This window comes from Caldisphaera sp. (assembly GCF_046536515.1).
Taxonomy (GTDB): domain Archaea; phylum Thermoproteota; class Thermoprotei_A; order Sulfolobales; family Acidilobaceae; genus Caldisphaera.
This window is the reverse complement of the sequence record NZ_JAWDMQ010000002.1, coordinates 1-20,821: the sequence shown is the minus strand read 5'-3', so window position 1 is coordinate 20,821 and position 20,821 is coordinate 1. Positions and strand designations below refer to the sequence as shown.

General features: G+C 32.5%; 30 protein-coding genes and 2 pseudogenes. 9 read left to right on the top strand and 23 right to left on the bottom strand.

Translation table 11 applies throughout. From position 1 onward, the window contains the following. Window positions 1-13: 13 nt before the first annotated feature. From RXO53_RS00660 to RXO53_RS00650, 3 genes are all read right to left on the bottom strand, one after another. Entirely contained in the window at window positions 14-664 is a 651-nt protein-coding gene (locus RXO53_RS00660; RefSeq protein WP_410712357.1) for a 50S ribosomal protein L15e, read from the bottom strand. Window positions 665-770: 106 nt separating this feature from the next. After that, window positions 771-1,106, bottom strand: coding sequence for a hypothetical protein (locus RXO53_RS00655; protein ID WP_410712356.1), 336 nt, complete (start codon window positions 1,104-1,106; stop codon window positions 771-773). Window positions 1,107-1,129: 23 nt separating this feature from the next. Next, window positions 1,130-1,255, bottom strand: coding sequence for a hypothetical protein (locus RXO53_RS00650; protein WP_410712354.1), 126 nt, complete (start codon window positions 1,253-1,255; stop codon window positions 1,130-1,132). 89 nt (window positions 1,256-1,344) lie between these two features. Here RXO53_RS00650 and RXO53_RS00645 point away from each other — a divergent pair, with 89 nt between their 5' ends. The 4 genes from RXO53_RS00645 (at window position 1,345) to RXO53_RS00630 (ending at window position 3,173) form a co-directional block, all read left to right on the top strand. Then, a complete protein-coding gene (locus tag RXO53_RS00645) occupies window positions 1,345-1,920 on the top strand; it encodes a prenyltransferase (RefSeq protein WP_410712355.1) in 576 nt (191 codons plus the stop codon). Between the two features lie 67 nt (window positions 1,921-1,987). Next, on the top strand, window positions 1,988-2,113 hold the full coding sequence (locus RXO53_RS00640; protein WP_410712354.1) for a hypothetical protein: 126 nt from the start codon (window positions 1,988-1,990) through the stop codon (window positions 2,111-2,113). A gap of 509 nt (window positions 2,114-2,622) precedes the next feature. After that, complete coding sequence (locus tag RXO53_RS00635) at window positions 2,623-2,910, top strand: hypothetical protein (RefSeq protein ID WP_410712353.1); 288 nt, start codon at window positions 2,623-2,625, stop codon at window positions 2,908-2,910. Window positions 2,911-3,002: 92 nt separating this feature from the next. Next, window positions 3,003-3,173 (top strand): hypothetical protein, encoded by a 171-nt coding sequence (locus RXO53_RS00630; RefSeq protein WP_410712352.1) that lies wholly within the window; start codon window positions 3,003-3,005, stop codon window positions 3,171-3,173. Between the two features lie 50 nt (window positions 3,174-3,223). On the opposite strand, the gene RXO53_RS00625 is transcribed toward RXO53_RS00630, so the two are convergent. From RXO53_RS00625 to RXO53_RS00570, 12 genes are all read right to left on the bottom strand, one after another. After that, on the bottom strand, window positions 3,224-3,451 hold the full coding sequence (locus RXO53_RS00625; protein ID WP_410712351.1) for a KEOPS complex subunit Pcc1: 228 nt from the start codon (window positions 3,449-3,451) through the stop codon (window positions 3,224-3,226). A 2-nt stretch (window positions 3,452-3,453) separates the two neighbouring features. Further along, window positions 3,454-3,981, bottom strand: coding sequence for a Brix domain-containing protein (locus RXO53_RS00620; protein ID WP_410712350.1), 528 nt, complete (start codon window positions 3,979-3,981; stop codon window positions 3,454-3,456). Between the two features lie 76 nt (window positions 3,982-4,057). Next, entirely contained in the window at window positions 4,058-4,324 is a 267-nt protein-coding gene (locus RXO53_RS00615; RefSeq protein WP_410712349.1) for a 50S ribosomal protein L37ae, read from the bottom strand. A gap of 6 nt (window positions 4,325-4,330) precedes the next feature. Further along, complete coding sequence (gene rrp42, locus RXO53_RS00610; protein WP_410712348.1) at window positions 4,331-5,182, bottom strand: exosome complex protein Rrp42; 852 nt, start codon at window positions 5,180-5,182, stop codon at window positions 4,331-4,333. Beyond that, entirely contained in the window at window positions 5,179-5,901 is a 723-nt protein-coding gene (rrp41, locus tag RXO53_RS00605; protein WP_410712347.1) for an exosome complex exonuclease Rrp41, read from the bottom strand. Before rrp41 ends, rrp42 begins: the two co-directional genes overlap by 4 nt. Before the next feature lie 4 nt (window positions 5,902-5,905). After that, window positions 5,906-6,598 (bottom strand): exosome complex RNA-binding protein Rrp4, encoded by a 693-nt coding sequence (gene rrp4, locus RXO53_RS00600; protein WP_410712346.1) that lies wholly within the window; start codon window positions 6,596-6,598, stop codon window positions 5,906-5,908. 2 nt (window positions 6,599-6,600) lie between these two features. After that, window positions 6,601-7,299, bottom strand: a complete 699-nt coding sequence (locus RXO53_RS00595) for a ribosome assembly factor SBDS (RefSeq protein WP_410712345.1) — start codon at window positions 7,297-7,299, stop codon at window positions 6,601-6,603. A gap of 70 nt (window positions 7,300-7,369) precedes the next feature. Then, window positions 7,370-8,140: an archaeal proteasome endopeptidase complex subunit alpha gene (gene psmA / locus RXO53_RS00590; protein ID WP_410712344.1), complete on the bottom strand. Its 771-nt coding sequence runs from the start codon at window positions 8,138-8,140 to the stop codon at window positions 7,370-7,372. 115 nt (window positions 8,141-8,255) lie between these two features. Beyond that, the gene (locus RXO53_RS00585) at window positions 8,256-8,444 is read right to left on the bottom strand and encodes a 50S ribosomal protein L24e (RefSeq protein ID WP_410712343.1); all 189 of its coding nucleotides are present in this window, start codon (window positions 8,442-8,444) and stop codon (window positions 8,256-8,258) included. Window positions 8,445-8,539: 95 nt separating this feature from the next. Beyond that, window positions 8,540-9,730, bottom strand: coding sequence for a cytochrome ubiquinol oxidase subunit I (locus RXO53_RS00580; RefSeq protein ID WP_410712342.1), 1,191 nt, complete (start codon window positions 9,728-9,730; stop codon window positions 8,540-8,542). A 1-nt stretch (window position 9,731) separates the two neighbouring features. Then, window positions 9,732-11,393, bottom strand: a complete 1,662-nt coding sequence (locus tag RXO53_RS00575; protein ID WP_410712341.1) for a cytochrome ubiquinol oxidase subunit I — start codon at window positions 11,391-11,393, stop codon at window positions 9,732-9,734. 123 nt (window positions 11,394-11,516) lie between these two features. After that, the gene (locus RXO53_RS00570) at window positions 11,517-12,002 is read right to left on the bottom strand and encodes a hypothetical protein (RefSeq protein WP_410712340.1); all 486 of its coding nucleotides are present in this window, start codon (window positions 12,000-12,002) and stop codon (window positions 11,517-11,519) included. A 402-nt stretch (window positions 12,003-12,404) separates the two neighbouring features. Between RXO53_RS00570 and RXO53_RS00565 the strand changes: the two genes are divergently transcribed. The 3 genes and pseudogenes from RXO53_RS00565 to RXO53_RS00555 all read left to right on the top strand — a co-directional run. After that, complete coding sequence (locus RXO53_RS00565; protein ID WP_410712339.1) at window positions 12,405-13,298, top strand: MBL fold metallo-hydrolase; 894 nt, start codon at window positions 12,405-12,407, stop codon at window positions 13,296-13,298. 9 nt (window positions 13,299-13,307) lie between these two features. Continuing rightward, the gene (gene glmU, locus RXO53_RS00560; protein WP_410712338.1) at window positions 13,308-14,549 is read left to right on the top strand and encodes a bifunctional sugar-1-phosphate nucleotidylyltransferase/acetyltransferase; all 1,242 of its coding nucleotides are present in this window, start codon (window positions 13,308-13,310) and stop codon (window positions 14,547-14,549) included. Between the two features lie 38 nt (window positions 14,550-14,587). Next, window positions 14,588-14,713: pseudogene (locus tag RXO53_RS00555) on the top strand (IS200/IS605 family accessory protein TnpB-related protein); the annotation flags it as partial. 70 nt (window positions 14,714-14,783) lie between these two features. Here the strand turns inward: RXO53_RS00555 and RXO53_RS00550 are convergent. After that, window positions 14,784-14,936, bottom strand: a complete 153-nt coding sequence (locus RXO53_RS00550) for a hypothetical protein (RefSeq protein WP_410712337.1) — start codon at window positions 14,934-14,936, stop codon at window positions 14,784-14,786. Between the two features lie 396 nt (window positions 14,937-15,332). Here RXO53_RS00550 and RXO53_RS00545 point away from each other — a divergent pair, with 396 nt between their 5' ends. Continuing rightward, window positions 15,333-15,740, top strand: a complete 408-nt coding sequence (locus RXO53_RS00545; RefSeq protein ID WP_410712336.1) for a hypothetical protein — start codon at window positions 15,333-15,335, stop codon at window positions 15,738-15,740. Window positions 15,741-15,815: 75 nt separating this feature from the next. Here the strand turns inward: RXO53_RS00545 and RXO53_RS00540 are convergent, their stop codons facing one another. Further along, a complete protein-coding gene (locus tag RXO53_RS00540; RefSeq protein WP_410712335.1) occupies window positions 15,816-16,394 on the bottom strand; it encodes a hypothetical protein in 579 nt (192 codons plus the stop codon). Between the two features lie 334 nt (window positions 16,395-16,728). Beyond that, entirely contained in the window at window positions 16,729-17,097 is a 369-nt protein-coding gene (locus RXO53_RS00535; RefSeq protein ID WP_410712334.1) for a hypothetical protein, read from the bottom strand. 270 nt (window positions 17,098-17,367) lie between these two features. Here RXO53_RS00535 and RXO53_RS00530 point away from each other — a divergent pair, with 270 nt between their 5' ends. Then, on the top strand, window positions 17,368-18,000 hold the full coding sequence (locus RXO53_RS00530) for a 30S ribosomal protein S3ae (RefSeq protein WP_410712333.1): 633 nt from the start codon (window positions 17,368-17,370) through the stop codon (window positions 17,998-18,000). A 256-nt stretch (window positions 18,001-18,256) separates the two neighbouring features. Here the strand turns inward: RXO53_RS00530 and RXO53_RS00525 are convergent. The 5 genes and pseudogenes from RXO53_RS00525 to RXO53_RS00505 form a co-directional block, all read right to left on the bottom strand. Beyond that, window positions 18,257-18,448, bottom strand: a pseudogene (locus RXO53_RS00525) (hypothetical protein); the annotation flags it as partial. Further along, complete coding sequence (locus RXO53_RS00520; protein ID WP_410712332.1) at window positions 18,421-18,633, bottom strand: hypothetical protein; 213 nt, start codon at window positions 18,631-18,633, stop codon at window positions 18,421-18,423. The pseudogene RXO53_RS00525 and the gene RXO53_RS00520, both read right to left, overlap by 28 nt. Then, the gene (locus RXO53_RS00515; protein WP_410712331.1) at window positions 18,611-18,769 is read right to left on the bottom strand and encodes a hypothetical protein; all 159 of its coding nucleotides are present in this window, start codon (window positions 18,767-18,769) and stop codon (window positions 18,611-18,613) included. The genes RXO53_RS00520 and RXO53_RS00515 overlap by 23 nt, the downstream gene beginning before the upstream one ends. A 384-nt stretch (window positions 18,770-19,153) precedes the next feature. Beyond that, the gene (locus RXO53_RS00510) at window positions 19,154-19,411 is read right to left on the bottom strand and encodes a KEOPS complex subunit Pcc1 (RefSeq protein ID WP_410712330.1); all 258 of its coding nucleotides are present in this window, start codon (window positions 19,409-19,411) and stop codon (window positions 19,154-19,156) included. Beyond that, window positions 19,393-20,679: a hypothetical protein gene (locus RXO53_RS00505; RefSeq protein ID WP_410712329.1), complete on the bottom strand. Its 1,287-nt coding sequence runs from the start codon at window positions 20,677-20,679 to the stop codon at window positions 19,393-19,395. Before RXO53_RS00505 ends, RXO53_RS00510 begins: the two co-directional genes overlap by 19 nt. Between the last annotated feature and the right edge of the window lie 142 nt (window positions 20,680-20,821).

Sequence of the window (20,821 nt, the reverse complement as noted above, 5' to 3'; positions counted from 1 at the left end):
ACCAAAAAATAGTTTAATCCCTACTCGTATTAAAATATCTTACATGCCTATTTGCTTCGTGTCCTTTTCTTAACTTCCTTTCCTTTTCTTTTTTCTTCCATTTATGGCTATGACTATTATTAAGCCCTCTTCCATTAGCAATCCCGCGCACCTTCTTGCCTGCATATGTAAGTCCGCGATTTGGTCTCCCGTATTTGCTAGAACTATTTATAACCCATGAATAATCTTTATCGTTCTTTATTGATGGATTATTTGGGTCAACTAGGATTACTTCATACCATTTATGAATACCATCTTCACCAACGTAATAGCTCCCTAGCACCACCAAATCAGGATATCTGTTCTGCGCCCTTTCCTCAGCAATTAGTCTTAAGCTCTTACCGACTGTTATAGCATTTACCCCCATTCTTTTAGGTCTTCTACCAGATACTGGTCTTTGCTTTCTCATTCCACCTTTTCTTACCTTGACTCTAACAACAATTACTCCTTGCTTAGCTTTATATCCTAAGGCTCTTGCCCTATTCAGTCTAGTAGGCTTTTCAAGTTTAGTTATAGTAGGCTCATTTCTCCATGCAATCAATCTTTGGCGCATTAATACCGCATGCTCTTTTTCATAGGGTTTTTTCCATGCATTTGCTATATAATGGTACATAGATTTAGACATAATTTTCTACCTCATCATTTATCTTATTCTTAGCTCTACACTGTAAGTTAGAAGAGGAATTTTTAAAGTTAGCTATCGTTCTTTTTAATTAATATTAAGGTTTCTATTAAAATAATTTGAATACACCAATACTGATAGAATAAAAAATTCCAAAGAATAATGCCTGCATTGCTGTAATTACATCTAATGTCGCTAATCTGTCTTTAATTAAATTTTTTATTATGAAATAATTATATATTAATGTTACGTTAGCAAATATGGTTGTTATCGGCAAAATTTTAAATATAAAAATACCTAAATATATAAAGGCATAAGGCATAAATAATTCAATTAAGAATAAAGCTTTTGCTTTAGTTTTACCTAATAGTATGGCAATTGTTTTAGCCCCAGCGTTTCTCTGACCTCCTCCCCGCCCTGAAGGGCGAGTTTCCTGAGGTCTCAAGGGTTACACCCCTTTTACGGGTGCTACTCTATTATCCCCCAAGCCGATATTGCGGGAGAAATCGGCTCCCGCTCCTCATGTTTTAAGGGTTGATCGGCCTGGAGTCCTATTTTATTACACTTGTTAGTTGGGGTAGAGGCGTACCTCATGTTTCAGTGACGCATACCCCTTCAGCAGCTGTATCAATTTTTAATAAGTTTCTAAACTTAAAAAACTTTACCCCGCCCCTAGAAGGGGTTTGTCGTTCGCTTTATCAGTTATAATAGTATCGTCAATAATATTTCATAGAATAAGTCTTTGGCTAACAATTATTGGTTTAATTGGCTCTATCATCTTACATATAGCTTCAAACGTTTTTAATGATTATTTCGATTTTAAAAAAGGTATAGATAGCGAAAAAGGTATGGTTAGAAGATTTCATTTAATTATACATAAAATACTAAGTCCAGATGCCACACTAATGTTTGGATATGCTATGTCTGCTATAGCGATTTCTCTTGGCTTAATATTGACGCTTGAGGGAAGGCCTTTATCGATAATTTTAGGTTTAATAGGTTTTATTTTAGCCTACGGCTACTCTGGATTTCCGCTCTATTTGAAATATAACGCCTTGGGAGAGCTAACAGCTTACTTAGCTTGGGGAGTAGTCATTCCATTAGGAGCTTTCTATTTGGCAACTGGCCGGATTAGTTATATACCATTAATAGTTGGGCTTCCACCTTCGGTTTATTTATTCACAGTAATGAACATAAATAACATAAGAGATATAGAATATGATAAAGCGAACGACAAACCCCTTCTAGGGGCGGGGTAAAGTTTTTTAAGTTTAGAAACTTATTAAAAATTGATACAGCTGCTGAAGGGGTATGCGTCACTGAAACATGAGGTACGCCTCTACCCCAACTAACAAGTGTAATAAAATAGGACTCCAGGCCGATCAACCCTTAAAACATGAGGAGCGGGAGCCGATTTCTCCCGCAATATCGGCTTGGGGGATAATAGAGTAGCATAAAAGGGGTGTAACCCTTAAGACCTCAGGAAACTCGCCCTTCAGGGCGGGGAAGAGGTCAGATATAGTCAAACAAAGTCATAGGTAGGCTCCATGGTCTAATACCTTTTAGCAAATTTATTAGATTTTTCGAATTCATGTTACATCCAATAATAATAATTTAATAAAGTTAAAAAGTTAGAATATTTATTTTAACATTTTGGAAAATTATATCTATAAATATTAACTCCAATTACTAAAATAAACAAATATAACTGCTCCTGCGATAAAGATTGGAAGTTCTTGCCCCATAGGTATCTCTCACCTCAAGCACTCCTCGCAGGGTCTGCATAAATTATCAGAGCCCCCTCTGCTAAGGGTGGCATATGGCTCATAGTCTATTAGACTTATCGTGTAGCAACTTCAAAAAAATCAAAAATTTATAACCTTTTTTATTCTTAACAATATTGAGTCAATAAACTTTCCGCTCAGATGGGCGGGCTTTACAACTATTGGTGGTGAAGGTAATTGATAAAATATCAAAAACTTATGAAATTTTTAGAAAACAATCCAACTTATTCATATAAAGAAGAAAATGATTTAATAGAGATTTATTTTAATACACCTTCTCTTCAAGAAGCTTCTGAATTGGATGATACATCAGATTATAATAGAAGCATGCATATAGTACTAAGAAAAAATAAAAATGATGATATTGAAGTTGTCATGGCCGAAATCGAAGGTATAAATTACCATAAAAAAATGTCTAATGATGAAATAAAATGGTGGCTCGATACAATAGATATGATGTATTAAAACCATTCTATAAATAAATTATATTGTAAAAATTAACATGATTTTAATTATAACAAATACAAAATATCCCATATTATGAGTAGGTTTTAATTTTGAAAGGATTAAATAAGGCATCTTTTTGGGTAGACATAAATAACTATATCCTAGTCTTAAAAAAAGCAGAAGGATTCTTCAGATTAAGGATAAATAATGAACAGAAGACCACCCTTTTTATAATGTTGAAAATGGAACAAGTTGGCTTTTACCAACTAGCTATTAAATAATGAAAATAAAGGTGCAAACTATAAAACTATGAAACGCCTAGAGGAGCCCCTCAAGACGGGAAGGAGGTCAGCATAGCATAAATAAGATTTAAATACGAATTTGATAAAGCACGCAAACCTGATAATGTATCGCTACTAATTGTTAAATATAAACAATCATTATTATATTCAATACTAACTTTCCCTTTTTTTGGAGCTTCTTGATTAACTTCAGCGATTAAAGACCTATATAAAGCGTTTGCCACATTACCTACACAAATTTTAAATATTATCTCCATTATTATACGCCTTTAAGTTTTAACCTAAAATTTGGACCTATGTTTTTACCTTTATTATTAAAAACCGAAATATCTAACATTGGTAAATTAAATTTAACAAGAAGATAAGCTTCATTATCTTTTAAATTTTCGTTACTAAGCGGAATCTTAAATATTTTAGATAAAAATTCAATATATTTAAGATCTATTTCGTTATATTCATTTAACTTTTTAATAACAACCCCTTTCACTTTTATTTTCTCATTTATACCTAATTCCTTCCTTAAAGTAACACCATTGATAATCATTTCAAAAGATTTTTTCGGCCTATCATAATTTTTATTTGGAATGTATATTTCTATCCTTCCTGGATTTCCCTTAAACTCTCCTATTATAATTAATTCTTCTATATTATATTTTAAAATTATATAATTTAAATCCTCTAAAGATAGCTTACCTCGTGTGATTTTTATACTATTTGGTAAAACACTTGATATTTCATTTATAAAAGTTCTTGTCCTTTGGCTCGGATCTCTACTACTTGTTATCAAAATGGGTTGTATAATTGTATTTTTATTAAAAAATTCTCTAATTTTCGAAGGTATATCAAACAATATACATCACGAGTTACATTGATTTGTAGTATCTAGGAAGATATATTGATAGCTCAGATCTTGGTGTAAAAGATCCTCCAGCAAACTTATGACCACATTTTTTGCATACCCATATTCCAGCAGATTCTCTTTTTACTGTACCAACACTTCCACAGAAGGGACATTGGTGATCTTGATACATTTTTTCCATGACTGACTTTACTCTTTTTCTTAAAGTAGATCCATACCTAGGACCATACTTACCAGAGGGACCTACTATTTTTGTGTGGCTGTAGACCATTATTTATCACCCTTTTTCTTCTTTCACTTCACTTTTTAGTGCATCGTTTAGCAATTTAAAATATACTTGAGCTGCTGAACTTGATACGTTTATAATATTATCAATTTCCTCTTGGGATAAGGAACCCATGCCAGTTTTCTGGGCTCCAACTATATTACCTTGTTCATCAAAAGCTATTACAGACTTTGTATCAGATATTATTTCTTCATCTAAATTAGGATCTACCAAAATATAATTTTCTATTTTAGCAGTTGTAACCGTAACAACTTTTTTATTCATCTTTATTGGATTATTTGAAATATTTTTACTTACTTTAATTTCTCCCGTTTCAAGCTCTTCATATTCGGGCATTTTAGCTGTTAAAAGTGCTGCCATAGCTGCTAACATACTTGCATCAAAGAGGTTACCATCATAGTCTAAAATATATAAATCAAGCCATATCATCCAAACCTTATCTCCATGCCTTATTGCAAGGGAGTTTAAATCAATTGCTTTTGGATCCCTCAGACTTCTGTCAATTACTCTAGCCAATTCAATAGAATTTTCGTCGGGCGGTCCTGGCTCAAATTGAGGTGAAGCTAACGGAACTAATTCTGCATGAACTTGTAATACTCCTTGATCTGGGGTATCAAAAAATGGCTCCCCTGGTTCTATTTTTATTCCAGCCATTACTTGGGTGTTACCCAATTTTACTAATGAAGATCCATTAGCTTTTTCTAACACATTTGTTTGAATTGTTATCTTTCTGGGGGAATAAAAATCTCTTTCATCTGCTCTTTGACCTTTTCTATATAAATTAAGATAAGACTCCCTCTTTATCTTGGGAATTATTTGAACTCTATACGGTGTCGTACTCATTCTTCACCAACCTCCTTATATGAGTCTCTTAAAGTCTCCTTCTCGGTATCAACAAGTTTACTAATTACCTTAATAGCCATATCTATGGCATTATGAAACTCTTCTTTACTTAAAACACCATTTAATTGATATAAAGTTATTTGGCCCAAATCTGGAGCTGCAACTATCGGCATATCCGCATCACCATACATATCTTCAACCTCATTTAAGTCTACTACTAATACATTGTCTACCTTACCTATAGCTACCCCTGCAACTAGGGCTTTCATGGGAATTCCTGCATCAGCTAAAGCTAAAGATGCTGCAGTTGCACCAACTGTCCTAGTTCCTCCATCTGATTGTAAGACCTCTATAAAAATATCTATAGATGTTCTTGGAAAATAATCAGTTATAACAATAGGCTCAAGAGATTCTCTTAATACCTTTGATAGTTCCACTTCCCTCCTACTCGGGGCAGGATTTTTCCTTTCTTCAGTAGAAAATGGAGCCATATGGTACCTAACCCTTAGAGACGCCCTATCAGGCAATGATATGGATTTTTGAGACTCTTTTGGGCCATAAACGGCTGCCAAAACTTTTGTTAATCCATATTCGACTAATGCAGAGCCATCAGCATTTGATAGCACACCTACTTGCATTTTTACAGGCCTAATCTCATCTGGCCTCCTACCATCAAGTCTTTTTCCTTCATCATCTATAAACCTTTGTGGTCTTGCCATTATTTTACGCACCTCTTACTTTCCTTTCCTCCTCTATGAATTTCTTAACTTTTTCTGTCAGTCCAGTTATGTGAGATTGTAATTCTATCATTTTAACTGCATTTGATGCTATATTTTCCAATTGTTCATTTTGACATTTTATATGAATCATACCATTAACAGCAACAAAAAATTCACAGCCTGTTGTGTTCTTTAACATTTCTATCATAGACCCCTTTTTGCCTATAATTCTTGGAACTCTAGTTGGATGTACAGCAACAACTATGCCTTCAACAATTTTTCCCAAACCTTTATCCTGAACTGTTAATAAAGGGTTTCTAATCCTATCAAACGCCGCGATTTTTGCTTTAACATACTCACCTATCTGAAGATATTTAAAAGGATCATCTGGTAATTGGCTGCTTTGTTTAGACCCAAAGAAATCTTGAACGCTTAATATAGCTTGATAAGGAGAATTTATATCCAAAAACCAATTAGCTACTCCGTGAGATGTAACTAATCCAATAACCGTATCGCCTTCTTTAGGTAAATAAACTCCATTCAGAGGAGAATAAGACACCTGCCCTTCTTGTTTTAGATCTATAACGCCTATTATTGAAACCCTTTTTTCGTTCTTATAATCATAAACATAAAAATCTGAAATATTTACCCCTTCTATTTTTTCTCCTGGAACTAACACCCTTCTGGTTACATTCATGATTATACCACCTTAACAGATACATTTGCTTGCCCCTTTGCAAGCGTTTGAATCTTATCTATCACCTCTAGTTGGGCACCTGCGGGTATTTCAAGTTCTACTTTTAAACTACCATCAGATCCCCAATTAGTCTTCTTCACTTCTCCTAATCTCTGAATTTCCTTATAAGCTCTTGACGAATATTCTGAAGGTATAGATATTTCCAATAAAGCTTTGGCTATTTTAATTGGCATTAGTATAGACAGCTTTTTAACTGCTTCTAATGCCTGTGCTTCAGCTGCTTTAAAGGGATCTATGTTTAATCTAATTTGATCCAAAGCATTTTCAATTCTTTGTTCTGGAATCGGCTTTCCCGCTTTAGGGTCAATAGTATTTTTTACAATATAATTAATTATCTGCTTTCGCTTTGCTTCAATCATCTTCTTTCTTTCTTCCTCAGTTAACTGAATTTGACCTTCTCTCAAGATTTTTTCTGCTATTTTAATTATATCATCAGTTCCAAAAGCTTTCTTTAATGAATCGGGGCTTGCCTTTAATCCTTTTTTAACATCCTTAAAAATAGTATCGGCCCACAAAACTTCTGATATACTAACTTTTTCGCCTTCTCTAAATTTAAATGCCAAATCTGGTTTTACTGGAATTTCAAATTTTTGACCTTTTATTTCAATCCATGCTATTATAAATTCCTGTTTCTTTGTCAATTTCACCACCATACATCTTAATATATTAAAAACAGATATACTAAATTTTATCTCTATCTTTTAAAAATAGCTAGCTCAATAATTCCCCTTTATTATCAATAGCTATATCATTTATTTCTTTTTCACTTAATCTTGTAAATACTTTTTGTTTCGTATCTATATATGCTATTTCTACGTATTGACCGAAGTTGTTTATTAATTCTTCTTTCTTTTCATCGCTTGTTGCAGCCCTGCTCTTAAATAAAGATTTGACAGCTAACTCTATAGCATCGCTTAAACTCATATCCTTATTATATTGTTTTTCCATATAGCTGTTTGCAACATCTCCTCCTAAACCTATTGCAACTGCATAATAACTAAAGTATTGACCACCTGGTTCTGTCCTAAAAAGTTTTGGTATGTTATCGCTATTAACTCCGCCAAATATTAGAGCGACACCGAAAGGTCTGAATCCGCCATGTTGAGTATAAGCTTGTTTTATATCGGCAACTGCTTTTGTTATATACTCAACTGAAGGAGCTTCTCCATAAGTTAGTCTATGTCTTATAGATACTTGCCTTGCGTAATCAATCAAAACTCTACCATCACTACCCATGCCGGCAAAGGTTACTCCTATATGATCATCAACTTTATAGATCTTTTCTACTCCTTCAAGATCAAGTAATGGAAGCATTTTTCTTTTTTCAGCAGCCAAAACGACTCCTTGAGTAACCATTATGCCTAAGCTCGTCCAACCTTTTTTAACAGCTTCAAATGCGTACCTAACTTGGTATAGTTCACCATCAGGTGAAAATATAGTTATAGCCCTATCGTATGCAGATGGAGGTGCAGCCATTGCCATGTATCTCTCACCAAAATTTTAGGTTATACTGAGAATTTAAATATACTTATATAACATTTGCTTCTAAAATAAGGCTAAAATCCTATAATTTAAACAACACAAATTTGTTTTGCAATCAAATAGTTTTCCTAGAAAGCTTTGTTACCCACTTCAATTCCCTAGGTTTCCTGCTAAGCTTAATTGAATTTTTATAGCATTTGCTGCTGCAGAACCATAGAATTTCTCCTCTTAGCCCTATATACATTCTCCCTGTTCCTGGCTCTATTGATTTTCCGCAAAAGCTGCATATCATCTCTTTTGGCATCTTTACCACCACTTATATTCAACTTGTTCTAATCTGTTTTTAAATATATTTGAATTTTAACTTTATGCATTATATGTTTAATTTTTATAAAAAAATTACTTTTTAAATAATATAACATAGATGAAAACTCCCAGAACTACTATCATTAATGCCATCATTACTGATGTAAAGAAGGTTGCAAAAGGCGCTGCCGCCAAAGTATTATAATCTATTAAGTTCAACGCGCTCGATAGAGTAACATTCCATGGATATGGAAGTGATGCAATTTGTTGATTTCCTAAAGATGCTATAAACCTTGGAAATTGGCTAAATGCATTTAACATTTCCATGCTTTCTATTGTGCCTATAGCAGATGCTGCTGCGAGTATGGATGAGTATGCGGTACCTTTAGTTATTAAAGATCCTTTAATTCCTTTATAGAAAATGTAAACTAATGCAAGCACTTGTATCGCAGTTAAAAGCATACTCAACACAAAAAGCCAGCTAAAATTATATGATACCCCATCATTTCCTACAATCCATCCTAGTCCTCCCATTATATTGTTAAATTTATATGGTATTCCCGATAAAGATTCTAAGTACCAAAATCCTAAAGGAATCATTAAAAGTAAACCTATAAACGAAGGTAATAATAACATGTTGACTGATTTTTCAAAATATTTTTTATTTTCACTATTAATTATATATATAAGGCCAAATCCTCCCATAGTAGAAATCATACCAGCTGTAAGGGCACCGTCTATACTCTTAAAGTATATTGGCCAGAAAGTTGGATTAGTATATGCCATAAGCACATTTAAGTATGGCTGGTTAGTTGACGTAAAAGTTAATCCTGTGGGCTCATTTAAAAATGCAAAAACCTGCCTGAACCCAAATGGAATCATAATAGCCGAAGCTCCCATAAGTATTCCTATCAGGTTATGCGTTTTCGAACTCCAGTGGTCCCAACCATACCAATATGCAATCAAACTGAAGAAGTTTAGACCAACAAATACAATTGATATACCAAAGGGAATAAGCAATAAATTACCTATTACATCTGTAAAGAATGGGTAAAAAGAAAATAAAAACACGGTAAAAGCTGTACCAAATACTCCTGCAACACCATATGTAACAGCATACCATTTCATCATTTTTCTTGATAAATTAATTAAGTCTGAATCATTTCTTTTCATACCAAGATATTTAAACAAAGGCACCAATACCGCTAACCCTATTATTATATTTACTAAAACGATATGAATCCCGAAGTTAAACGCTAGCCAAAAAACAGATACCATAAACATTTCATTTCACCTCTTCTAAAACCTCCCTTTTGCTCGGTATCCAAAGGAATCTATAAACGGTGTAAATCAAAGCAATAACTATTACTGTATAGAAGAGGCTTACCAAAATATCTTGCCATAATGTTGGTTGATTTAAAGTGCTTCCAACATTCAATGTCATTACACCATAAACTATCCATGGTAATCTTCCTATCTCTCTCGTACCCCATCCCATTAAGCTTGCAAACTGGGCTAAGACCGCTCCTGGAATTGCTAAATATAACCAGAATCTATTTATTTTGCTAACTCCTTTAAATAGCAAATATCCAGTTAATATTAACGCATAAAATCCTAGCAAAACTCCTACAATTACCATAGCATAATATGAGTAGTCAACTATCAACGGAGGTAAATAGCTAGACACGTTTACACCAAAATTACCCAATTGCCCCCAAAGTTGTGGTATTTGCGAGTAGTTAGGTAGGTGAGCGGAAAATGAACCATATGCTAAAAACGCTTCTGCTTTATCTAAATGCAATAAGCTAGCAATAGATGTAAATCCTGGCTGAGTTCCTTCTATAGCAGCAAACTTCTCAGGATTATATTTAGCAACTGTTTTCCCCATCATGTCTCCCGCTATTAAACCTTCATATATTATTACAATTAATGAAAATACTATTGAAAATTTTAATGCCTTTTCTAAATATTTCTTATATTTTTCATCTTTAACGCTCATATATCTAGTCCCAAATCCTGCAATCATGGTGAAGCCTGTTACTACTAATCCCGCCCCTATACTATGAAGCAATGTTGGTATAAAGTCAGGTGATTGGAATAAATAAGTATATATCCCAAAATATTTTACTGTTGAATCCATTATGGCATTAACGATATTCAATACTGGTGTTTGCAATACCGCTTGATTAGACAACACATTACTATTTAGGACTGCTTTTAATATGCTTTGATTTACAGTATAATGATTAAAGGACTCGTATACCAATCTATTAACTATTGAGACTGGAACATATACCAATACTCCATCACTTGCTGTACCCTTAATTGTCATACCCAATGATTCTAGTTTCGTAACGTTTAGTATAGCAACGTATGCAGATGGAACGTCTAATAAAAGCTTAGGATATCCAAGAGAATAGAGCCATTGGCCTGTTGTTGCATTATAATCTGGGAGTAGTCCTGTTGGGACGTTCATGTAAGCATTAGCAGAAAGTATCATTGCTCCTGAATACCAAGGACCAATAAATGCAAAAAACGTTAATATAGTTCTAGTAACATCTGATAGCTTATCCCACCCATAATATAAAAGGTATGTTATCATAACTTCCATTATAAATGCAAAAACCTCAGCGTACATAGGGAAATAAAGCCACTTACCTACAGCAGTCAATACATTTGGCCATACTACAATTAAGCCAAATTCAACTAAGGTCCCAGTTGCTGCACCTACTGCGAAAACTATTGCCATAGCTTTAACTAATGTCTTTGAAATCCTTAAATAATCTTTATCCTTTGTTCTTAAATAAATCAATTGCAATATAAATGCTGCAAAAGGTAATCCTAAAACGTATTGTAAGATGCCCCAATGAATACCTATACCAACCATGCTAAGAACTCTTTCTCCCCAATAGCCAAATCCTACCCATGAACCTATGGGATTAACCAAGGCTTATCCTAGTTCTTTATAGTAATGAAGTTATATTTAAATTTTTTATATTATTCAAAATTTTAAATTATTATGAAATTTAGTTAAAACTAAAACTTAAATAAAACTAATTTCTAATTAAAATTAATTTAAACTATTAAGCCATTTATTTAATGCCCCTGTAAAAGAAACAAAGATAGCTGCAGCTAAAGTTATTTTGTCTAAATCAGAGGGCTTCTTTAGCCAACCAAGACAATCTGAATATATGTCTAATATATCATTATCAAACTCTGCCTCTTCATTATTAAATATCCTGACAGCATTTACCAAAAGACTCATTATAGCTCTTTCACCTAAACAATCTATCAAATCGACAGCATCTGCTAATGGATATCCTATAACGCTTAATCCTTTCTGTGCATAAAGCCTAAGATTTATTTTTGTTATTAGTTCATCAAATAACATGCTAGCATATGTTGAAAACTGCAATTTAATATTTGCACTTTGAGTCTCTGCTCTACTCAACAAATTAACTATTTGATTAATTAGTTCTTTTCCTTCTTCATCTGATATCTGCCCTAGAGGGAACATTAGATTATCGATATTTTTAAATTCATCAACACTTGACAATTCTATGCACCGATCTTAGTATAATATTACGACTCATATAAGGAAAATAGGTAAAAATTCAGTTTGTATCCTTATTAAACTCCATCTTAAAGCTCAAAAAGTATTTACCAAAATTTTTAAAAATGTTTTGCTTTAATTTAAAAATATTTTATGCATAGTCTAATAGTTTCAGAGAATTTTTATTTCTCATAAACTTACAATTTAAATACCCTAATCACATACAAAATATATGGATGATGTGAAGAACCCGGACTATCCAAGGTTTACACCGATGAGGAGTCCTAATCCACCTGACTAATTATTAAAAACAAAAAAGATATCTACTTTTTTAACTTAGATTCAAAAGATTTTTAGTTCATATTTTTAACCCCTAAATTTTATCTCTTTCATGGGAAAAATAGTATGGAAATTATCAGACTAGAAAGCTATAATGTCCCATTAGATAGACCAGCAAACTATTATTTGGTAAAAAATAGCAAATATAATATATTTATTGATAGTGGAGCATCAGAGAACGGTCTGGTAAAATATATAGATCAGGTTAATTATATTTTAATCACTCATGGACATTGGGACCATGTTTATGGAATAACTGGTATTAAGAATAAAAATGTATGCATGAACCCGGATACGTATAAACAATTAATTCAAGGAAATTTCAAGTACAGCGCAATGAGAATAGCAGAGGTATTTGGATACGATGAAAAATCTACAAAAATAAACGACCAAATAAAGCTAATAATCAACAAAACAATAAATTATTATGATAATGTAATTAATGCGTTAGAGAGCAATGAATATATTCCAATAGATGACTGTGAGCCTGTAAAACAAAATATAGTTAAATATATAAAATGCCCAGGCCATAGCGATGATCATGTATGCTATTTTATATCAGATCATTTCTTCCCAGGAGATAATATATTGCCGGGAGGGGGCCTTACCCTCCTTGATTTTTTAAAATATCAAGAATCTATGATAAAAGTGCTTACTCTTAATGATTGGAACTATATTCATCCTGGACACGGACCAGACATAGCAAGAATCGAAGTCCAGCAATGGCTAACCGATATAATAGCTGGCAAAGAAAAGAAAATGTTGCAACTAAGTTCTTTAATAAATAGAGATTGGGTTTCAATTGATGAGTTATTACCCAAACTTTATCCAGATCTTTATGGACCCCTTTTATATATAGCCGCAAGGAGCATTCTGGGTTATTTAAATTCATTAGAAAGCATGAAAATAATCGAGGTAGATAAAAATAATAAACCATGGAGAATTAGAAAAATTATATAGGTGAAAATAATGAAACTTGTTTTGTTAGCTGGAGGTAAAGGGGAAAGACTGAAGCCTTTGACAGAAACAAAACAAAAAACGCTTATGCCTATATTAAACAAACCTTTAATATGCAGGCACCTTGAAAAACTTATTAAAAACTTAAACTTTGATCAAATTATAATTATAATATCATATAAAAAGGAACAAGTTATCGATACTATAAATAATTGTATTGAAAATAACAAAAACATTACATATGTAGACCAGTTAGAGGAAAAAGGAACAGGACATGCTATTAAATTAGCAATGGAATATGGAGGAGAAGGCGATTACCTTATAGTTTATTCTGATTTATATTTATCGAACAATGTTTACAATAATTTGATAAAGTTGAAATCACCTGGCATAGTTGTTACCGAATCAAATAATCCCGTGAATTATGGAGTAGTTAAAATTGATAATGAAATTGTTAAGGAAATAAAAGAAAAACCTAAAAACAATGAATACCAATCCAACATGATCTTTGCCGGCATAATTAGGCTCCCTTATGAAGCAAAAAAATATTTAGATAATTTAAGGCTTTCTCCTAGAAATGAATATGAAGTAACCGATGCAATAAATGACATGGCTAAGGAATTTGACGTTTCAGTTTTAAAAATACCTAGAAACGAATGGCAAGATATAGGAAGGCCTTGGGAACTATTACTTGCAAATAGATTAGCATTAGAAGAGGAGGTAAAAGATAAAGTAATTATGGGAGATGTGCATGAAACAGTTATAATCAAAGGGAATGTATTTATAGATAAAAATACCGAAATAAAACCTTATACTATTATAGAAGGGCCGGCTTACATCTCTGGAAAAGTTTCAATAGGACCTACATCTCACATAAGACCATATACTATATTAATGGATGGTTCTAGCGTTGGCTATTCAGTTGAGGTGAAAGGATCTATAGTAATGAAACATGCAAAATTACCTCATTTTAATTATGTTGGAGATAGCATCGTAGGAGAGTATGTAAACCTAGGAGCTGGTACAATAACAGCAAATCTTAGATTTGATCATAAACCTATAAAAATGAAGGTAAAACAAGATGTTATAGATACAGGTATGGAAAAATTAGGTTCTATAATAGGAGATCATGCGCAAACAGGTATAAATGTATCTATATTGCCAGGGAAAAGGATAGGTTCTTATGCATTAATATACCCAGGATGCATCGTTAATAGAGACGTAGAGTCTCATGAAATATTTAAATGTAAATAAATTAATAAAAGCAAATAATAGAGTAAACTAAACATACTAAGGAAGTTAAGAGGATAACCGAGCTGGCTAGGGATTTAAAGGCTAAGGTTATCGTTGGTAAGTTTTCTTTCAAGGCTAAGGAGAGTATGGGGAGTAACAAAAATTCTAGACTTAGGCATGGGATTACTGACCTCCTCCCCGCCCTGAAGGGCAGGAATTCCCTGAGGTCTTAAGGGTTACACCCCTTTACGGGTGCTACTCTATTATCCCCCAAACCGATATTGCGGGAGAAATCGGCTCCCGCTCCTCATGCCTTAAGAGTTGATCGGCTTGGAACCCTATTTTATTACACTTGTTAGTTGGGGTAGATGCATACTCATATTTCAGTGACGCATACCCCTTTGGCAACTATCTCAATTTTAAGTATTTAAACTTAAAAAACTTTTTTCATTCCCGCCCTAAAGGGCGAGGCTTTCAGTTGTAAGGGCTAAGTCCCTACACTTGATCATGAATAAAAATGATTAAAATGAAATTATGGGAACAAACGGATAATATCCTATATAAGAGGACTTTTGTCCCATAAACAATGTTAAGTTAAATCAATTCTATCTTAAGTAGAATAATTAGCATTGCTAAAAGTAATTCCACCAAAAAATCCATACTATAAGCCAAAAATTTCAACTTTTTAATTAAAATAAATTTTAATTATTTAAGTAAAAATTTAATAGGTATAAGAGTTAAAACATATATAATACTTTATATACCTTGGTTATTCTATATATATAGGATAAAGAGGTGAGCGAAATGCCGTTATCTACTGATGACCAGACCAAAAAAGAATTAATAGAATCAATTAGAGCCAAAATATTCAAGGAATATGAGAACCTCCAATCATCTTTAGTCGATGAATCAGGGCTTAGCGTTACAACAGCTCTAGATGACTCTGATATAGAAAAATTAGTATTAGCTGTGCTAGAAGAGGCGAAAATTCCCATCAGTTGGAGAGACCTAAAAGTAATATTTCAAGGAATTGTTGGAGAAGACAGGTTGAGGAGAATTTTAAGCGGTCTCAAGGCTAAAAACGAAATTGCAGAACTAACCCATACTAGATATAGCTTGCCTAAATATGTACCTCAAGAAGAACTAAATAAGGTTAAAAATCCTGTAGTAATGAAAAAGCTAGAAGAATCTCCTAATGACGATATAAATTGATGCATAATTTAAAATATTTTAAATATTTACAATAAAGATTTTTAAATAAATTTAAAAATATTTTAAATATTTTAATTACGAATTTTGTGCTGTAGACTCACTAACTATTTTCTTTTCTTCATTATTTGCTTTATAATCTTCTCTTAATACCCTTACAGAATCACCTGATACTTGGACCTTAACTTTGATTGGACCCCTTACACTTATCGCTCCTATTATAAAGGGTTGTACTATTATGTTTGATGAAATTTCTCCTTCTAGGTCTATATAAAGCTTGTTTGTTCTCAACGCACCCACGTTTGGTACTTTCATTAACAGCTCTTCACCATTTTCATCAGATTCAAATTTTATTGTTATTATATCACCTGAGAGAATGTATCCTTCCTCTGTTTCTGCCTCATTTTTTGTTTTTTCACCCAAAACATCTATAAAAAATTCTGATCCGCTTGAAACTACTTTTATCGCTTCCTCCATAGTTGGCTCTACTTGCGGCATTTCCTTAAATATTACTGCCAATTTGACTTGAGATGCATTTATCTCGCCTGATACCTGATTAGCTCCCTGTATTAATACGTGAGTTGAATCATAATTTCTCCCATCTACTATAATTTTACTATTATCAATGTCTACTTTTATTTGGTCTTTAGCTTTCATTAATCCTTAGCCCCCAGTTATCTTATTTTAGCTGGAAGGTATTAACTATATCTATTTATTTTGTAAACAGTAAACATAATTAGTATTTTTCAATACTATTTAATTTTACTGAATTTCTCCCCACCCTAAAGGATGAGGGTTCCTATAGAGTAGTTCATAGGTTTTTAATTTACTGCCTTCATCACTTCATAGCTGCGGGTTTTACCCACTCCGCTCCATTCGTCCAGCGGTAAACCAATGGCTGGGTCTTTAACCAATTACCCCTATCCCTTACTAGCTCCCCTTCCCAGATTCAAGGGACTCAGTAGAATGCCCTTTGCAATAACTAATTAATCTATAATTTTATTATTCTTTTTGCAAGCCTAATTGCTCCTTGAATATATTCTTTGTTAGTTATAATATCTTGATGTTTCTTTTTATTATAACAATCTATGCAAATCCTTCTTACATTATCCAATTGAATTGAATCCTCTGTGCAAACTAATCTCCCACAATATTGACAATAAGTTACCGAAAGCCTTGTTTTACATATTTGGCATAAAGAAATAGCACAGATCTTACATATACCTTCTTCTTTATAAAAATCATCTTCGCATACATTTCTATTACATATTTTGCATTTATATGATGCTTTTTTCTTACCGCATATATCGCACAAAATATTTTCTTCATTATTATAGAATTTAATATTAATTTCGTCCAAACTTACCATCCTATTCTTGAATTGGCTCTCTTTCTAGGTTATAATTTTATTTAAAAATAGAGCTATATATTGTTTTCTAGTTTTATAAACACAAAAAGTCATTAAAAATCATTAATATTTTACCATAATCTTTAATGATATAGCTTTTTAAAATATTTAATTCTTATTTAATTTTGTATTAAATTAACATAAATTAAGAATACACTACAAAGTATTTAAAACCTCGAACTTTTATTTCTAAATGTGCGATAAGAAATAAGGTGTGATAAGTTGCCAAGGCAGAGGACAAAGGCTTCAGTAAAAGATACTTGGAAGTTAAAGAGATGGTATAATGTAATATCTCCAGATGCTTTTGGAAAAATACAAATAGGGTTAACTCCAGCAGATTCCGAAGAAAAAGTTATTAAAAGAACAGTTGAAATAACCCTCTTCGATATAACAGGAGATTACTCTCATGTAAATACTAAGCTTAAGTTCCAAATCAATTCAATAAATGAGGATAACGCCTATACAGTATTTAAAGGCCATGAACTACTAAGGGATTATTTAAGAAGCCTAACTAGGAGAAGAAGTAGCAAAATTGCTATAATATTAAATGTAACAACAAAAGATGGCGCAAAGATAAGAGTTACATCAGCTGTGTTTACACAATATAGATGTAAAACAAGCCAAAAGCAGGCTATTAGAAACATTATGAGAGATATAATAGAAAGTAAAGGAAGCCAGTTAACTTTTGATGAGTTTGTAAAATTAGCAGTTTTTAGCGAACAAGAGGGAAGTTTGGCTCAAGAAATAACTAAAGCAGCCAAGAAAATATGCAATGTTAGAAAAGTTGAAATAATAAAACAAAAGGTTATAGAACTTCCTAAACCATTACAAAATATTGAAAGTCCAGCCCCCTAGAATATAGATAAATTTAAATAATGTTTTGTAAATTGTTTTAGTTACGTTAAAAGTGTTCTTCACTTTCTTAATTAGGGGTTTACAAAATAAGGAAAGGCCTTAATTAACTTACATATTTTGTCTTACCGAAAACCGAAGGAATACAGTAAAATTTCTTTTTAAGAGATATCCCAGAGTCATCCAAGTGCTCTGACTTCCTTCTCTCCTTGATTGGTTCCTAAAGTCTGTAACATTTTTACGTAACTACTCGTTATTTTTAATTACTTCTAATCCTTAATGCTATTAAGTAAGCTGATGCAATATGCCTATCAAAACCCTTTTTCCTCATCACCTTTTCATGCTCCTCAGAATTTGTAGTACCCTTTGGATTAACCAACACAGCGTTAAAACCCAACCTTAAAGATTTAATAACACTGTGAATTAGCAAATGTTTCTTAGCAAAACGCGTTTTAGGGAAACTCCTCTTAAAGCTAAGTTAATCCCAGCCTTTACACCATTTGAGTAAGAGTAAGCAATTCTAGTTACTTTACCCAACTCATCAAACTCAACCCTACCATTTATTGTAACGAATTGGAAGTTTTCAATAGCTTCCTTAGAACCCATTAGCTTATTAATCATCTGGTAGGATAACAACTACAATCACCTCTCTGTCCAATAAGCCCTTAATCTTCTCATGAACGCTCTTTGGAACGTATATTGCGTATTTTGGGTCTCCATATTTGTCATGACCCATTGATGATATTTTTGAGTGAAATATAACTTGAACCATATGTTATTACCATATGTTATTAATCACGGAAAAATTTATAAACTTTTCCGTTATCATTAAATCGGAAGGTGCCACAATGAAGTCAATGAGCAGTCGAGAGGTGGAGGAAGGCACCCAATGAAACTTCCCACGTCGTGGCTGGGAGTCCATACTCCCTAACCTAGGCGTGGGGAGGAGAAGAAGAGTGATGAGGCCTTGTGATTAATAGTCATTAAAAGTAACTACTAATCACAATAAAGGCCAAACTCTATTAACCTATTTATGGCTACTATAATAGATTATTGCCTTTTACAACTTTTCTTTAGGAAACATCATTTATTTAATATTTTCAGAACATAAACCTTACTCCTAGAGGGTAGGTTTGCCATTATTTTTATTAAAAAATTATATTGAATCTATTATAGATTTTATATTAATTAATAAATCATCGATAGTGTTTTTTAAAGACATAATTCTTTTAGGATCATTACAATCCAAAACTTTTATTACACATATAAGCTTTTTATCATCACTTTTACAATCTATACTCAAATAATTAGGAACGTCTTTAATATTATCCGGATTTAACGATTTTGCTAAGATGTATGCATCTTTTGAGGGTAAAATTAATGTAGCGGTACAACCTAAGCTATCTTCACCCATATAAAATCACCATCAAAATCAGCCTTAAAAGTTTGTACAAACCTGCTAGCTGAATTGTAACCCATAGATTCTTCAAAAGATAATACAGGCAGTTTCAATATACCGTTATCTAAATATCCTAATATCGCATCCTTTTCAATAAGTCCTAAAATCTTTAGTTGCCGTTGAATAGCTCCTATAGGAAGATTATCATCATTTACTGTATAAACTTTTCCAAAATTTATTTGATTGACTTTGCTAAATCTGTTATTTAGTATAACATCTACCGATTTATTCACCGCATATTTAAGATGATGAATTATTGGAGGATATTCATTTTCATAATCAGATATCAATCCCACAACTGAATCAAAACCCATTGTATCCATAAGCAACATTATTGAATACATGACTTCCCTAGGGTCTTCCATTACTATTCTAGCTGTAGATATTTCCATAGCTCCTGCATAATCATATGGATCTATATTTCTCTTCGATATATTTTTCATCAAATTTATTATTGATATAATTAAATTTTTCATCGTTTCGTCATCTATTTTCCCTATGTTACTATTTATTAGACCTTCTAACCCATTTTCTCTTAGATGTTTTTCGCAAACATCTTCATTTGATAGGGTAAGGTATATAGGATTTAGAGTTATAGATAATGATTTACAAAAATCCATAGATAGAGGCCTGAATATTTTTAGTCCTGTAATTGTTTCCATCTTCAAATTACTATCATTAGATATAATTCTATTTACAACTAGTTCATCGAGAGAATAAAACTTCCCAGCATTATCAACGTATTTGCTTGCGTATGATGAAGCCATTGATAATATAGCATACTCTGGTCTAACATTAATAATGTCTGATCCTTTTAAAGCAAGATAAATGCCAGAGCCTATACTGCCGTTTATTTCAACAAAAGTAGAATTTCCGACTGGAACACTATTTATTTCGTGAGCTAAAGAAATCAACGCGGATGATATATCTGATGTTTTATAGTTCAGATTCGAATAACCAATAAGTATAGTAGGTTCATTTATTTTTTGAGGTGGATTAAGCCTAATTGAAATTGAAGGCTTTACGCTTAGATTCAAAGATACATTGAATAAAATAAGACTTGAAATAATGTTTTCTAATGATGGATATAGAATTATTCTAAGAATACCATTATCCTTAGCTTCCTGAAATAATTTTCCCAAACTATTAGAAAATGACGTTTGCTGCTTTTCTAAATTTTCTCCCTTTTCAATTTTAATTTTTAGCAAATCATTTTTCACCACTAAATTTCAATTTTTTATTGTTTATAAGAAATTTAATAAATTTGCTTTAGCTGCTACCTGCTACCAAAAGCTTAGCTGTGTTTGGATCATATTCCCAATCTTTTGCAACCTTCCCTACTCTCTTATAGTATTTAGTTAGCCT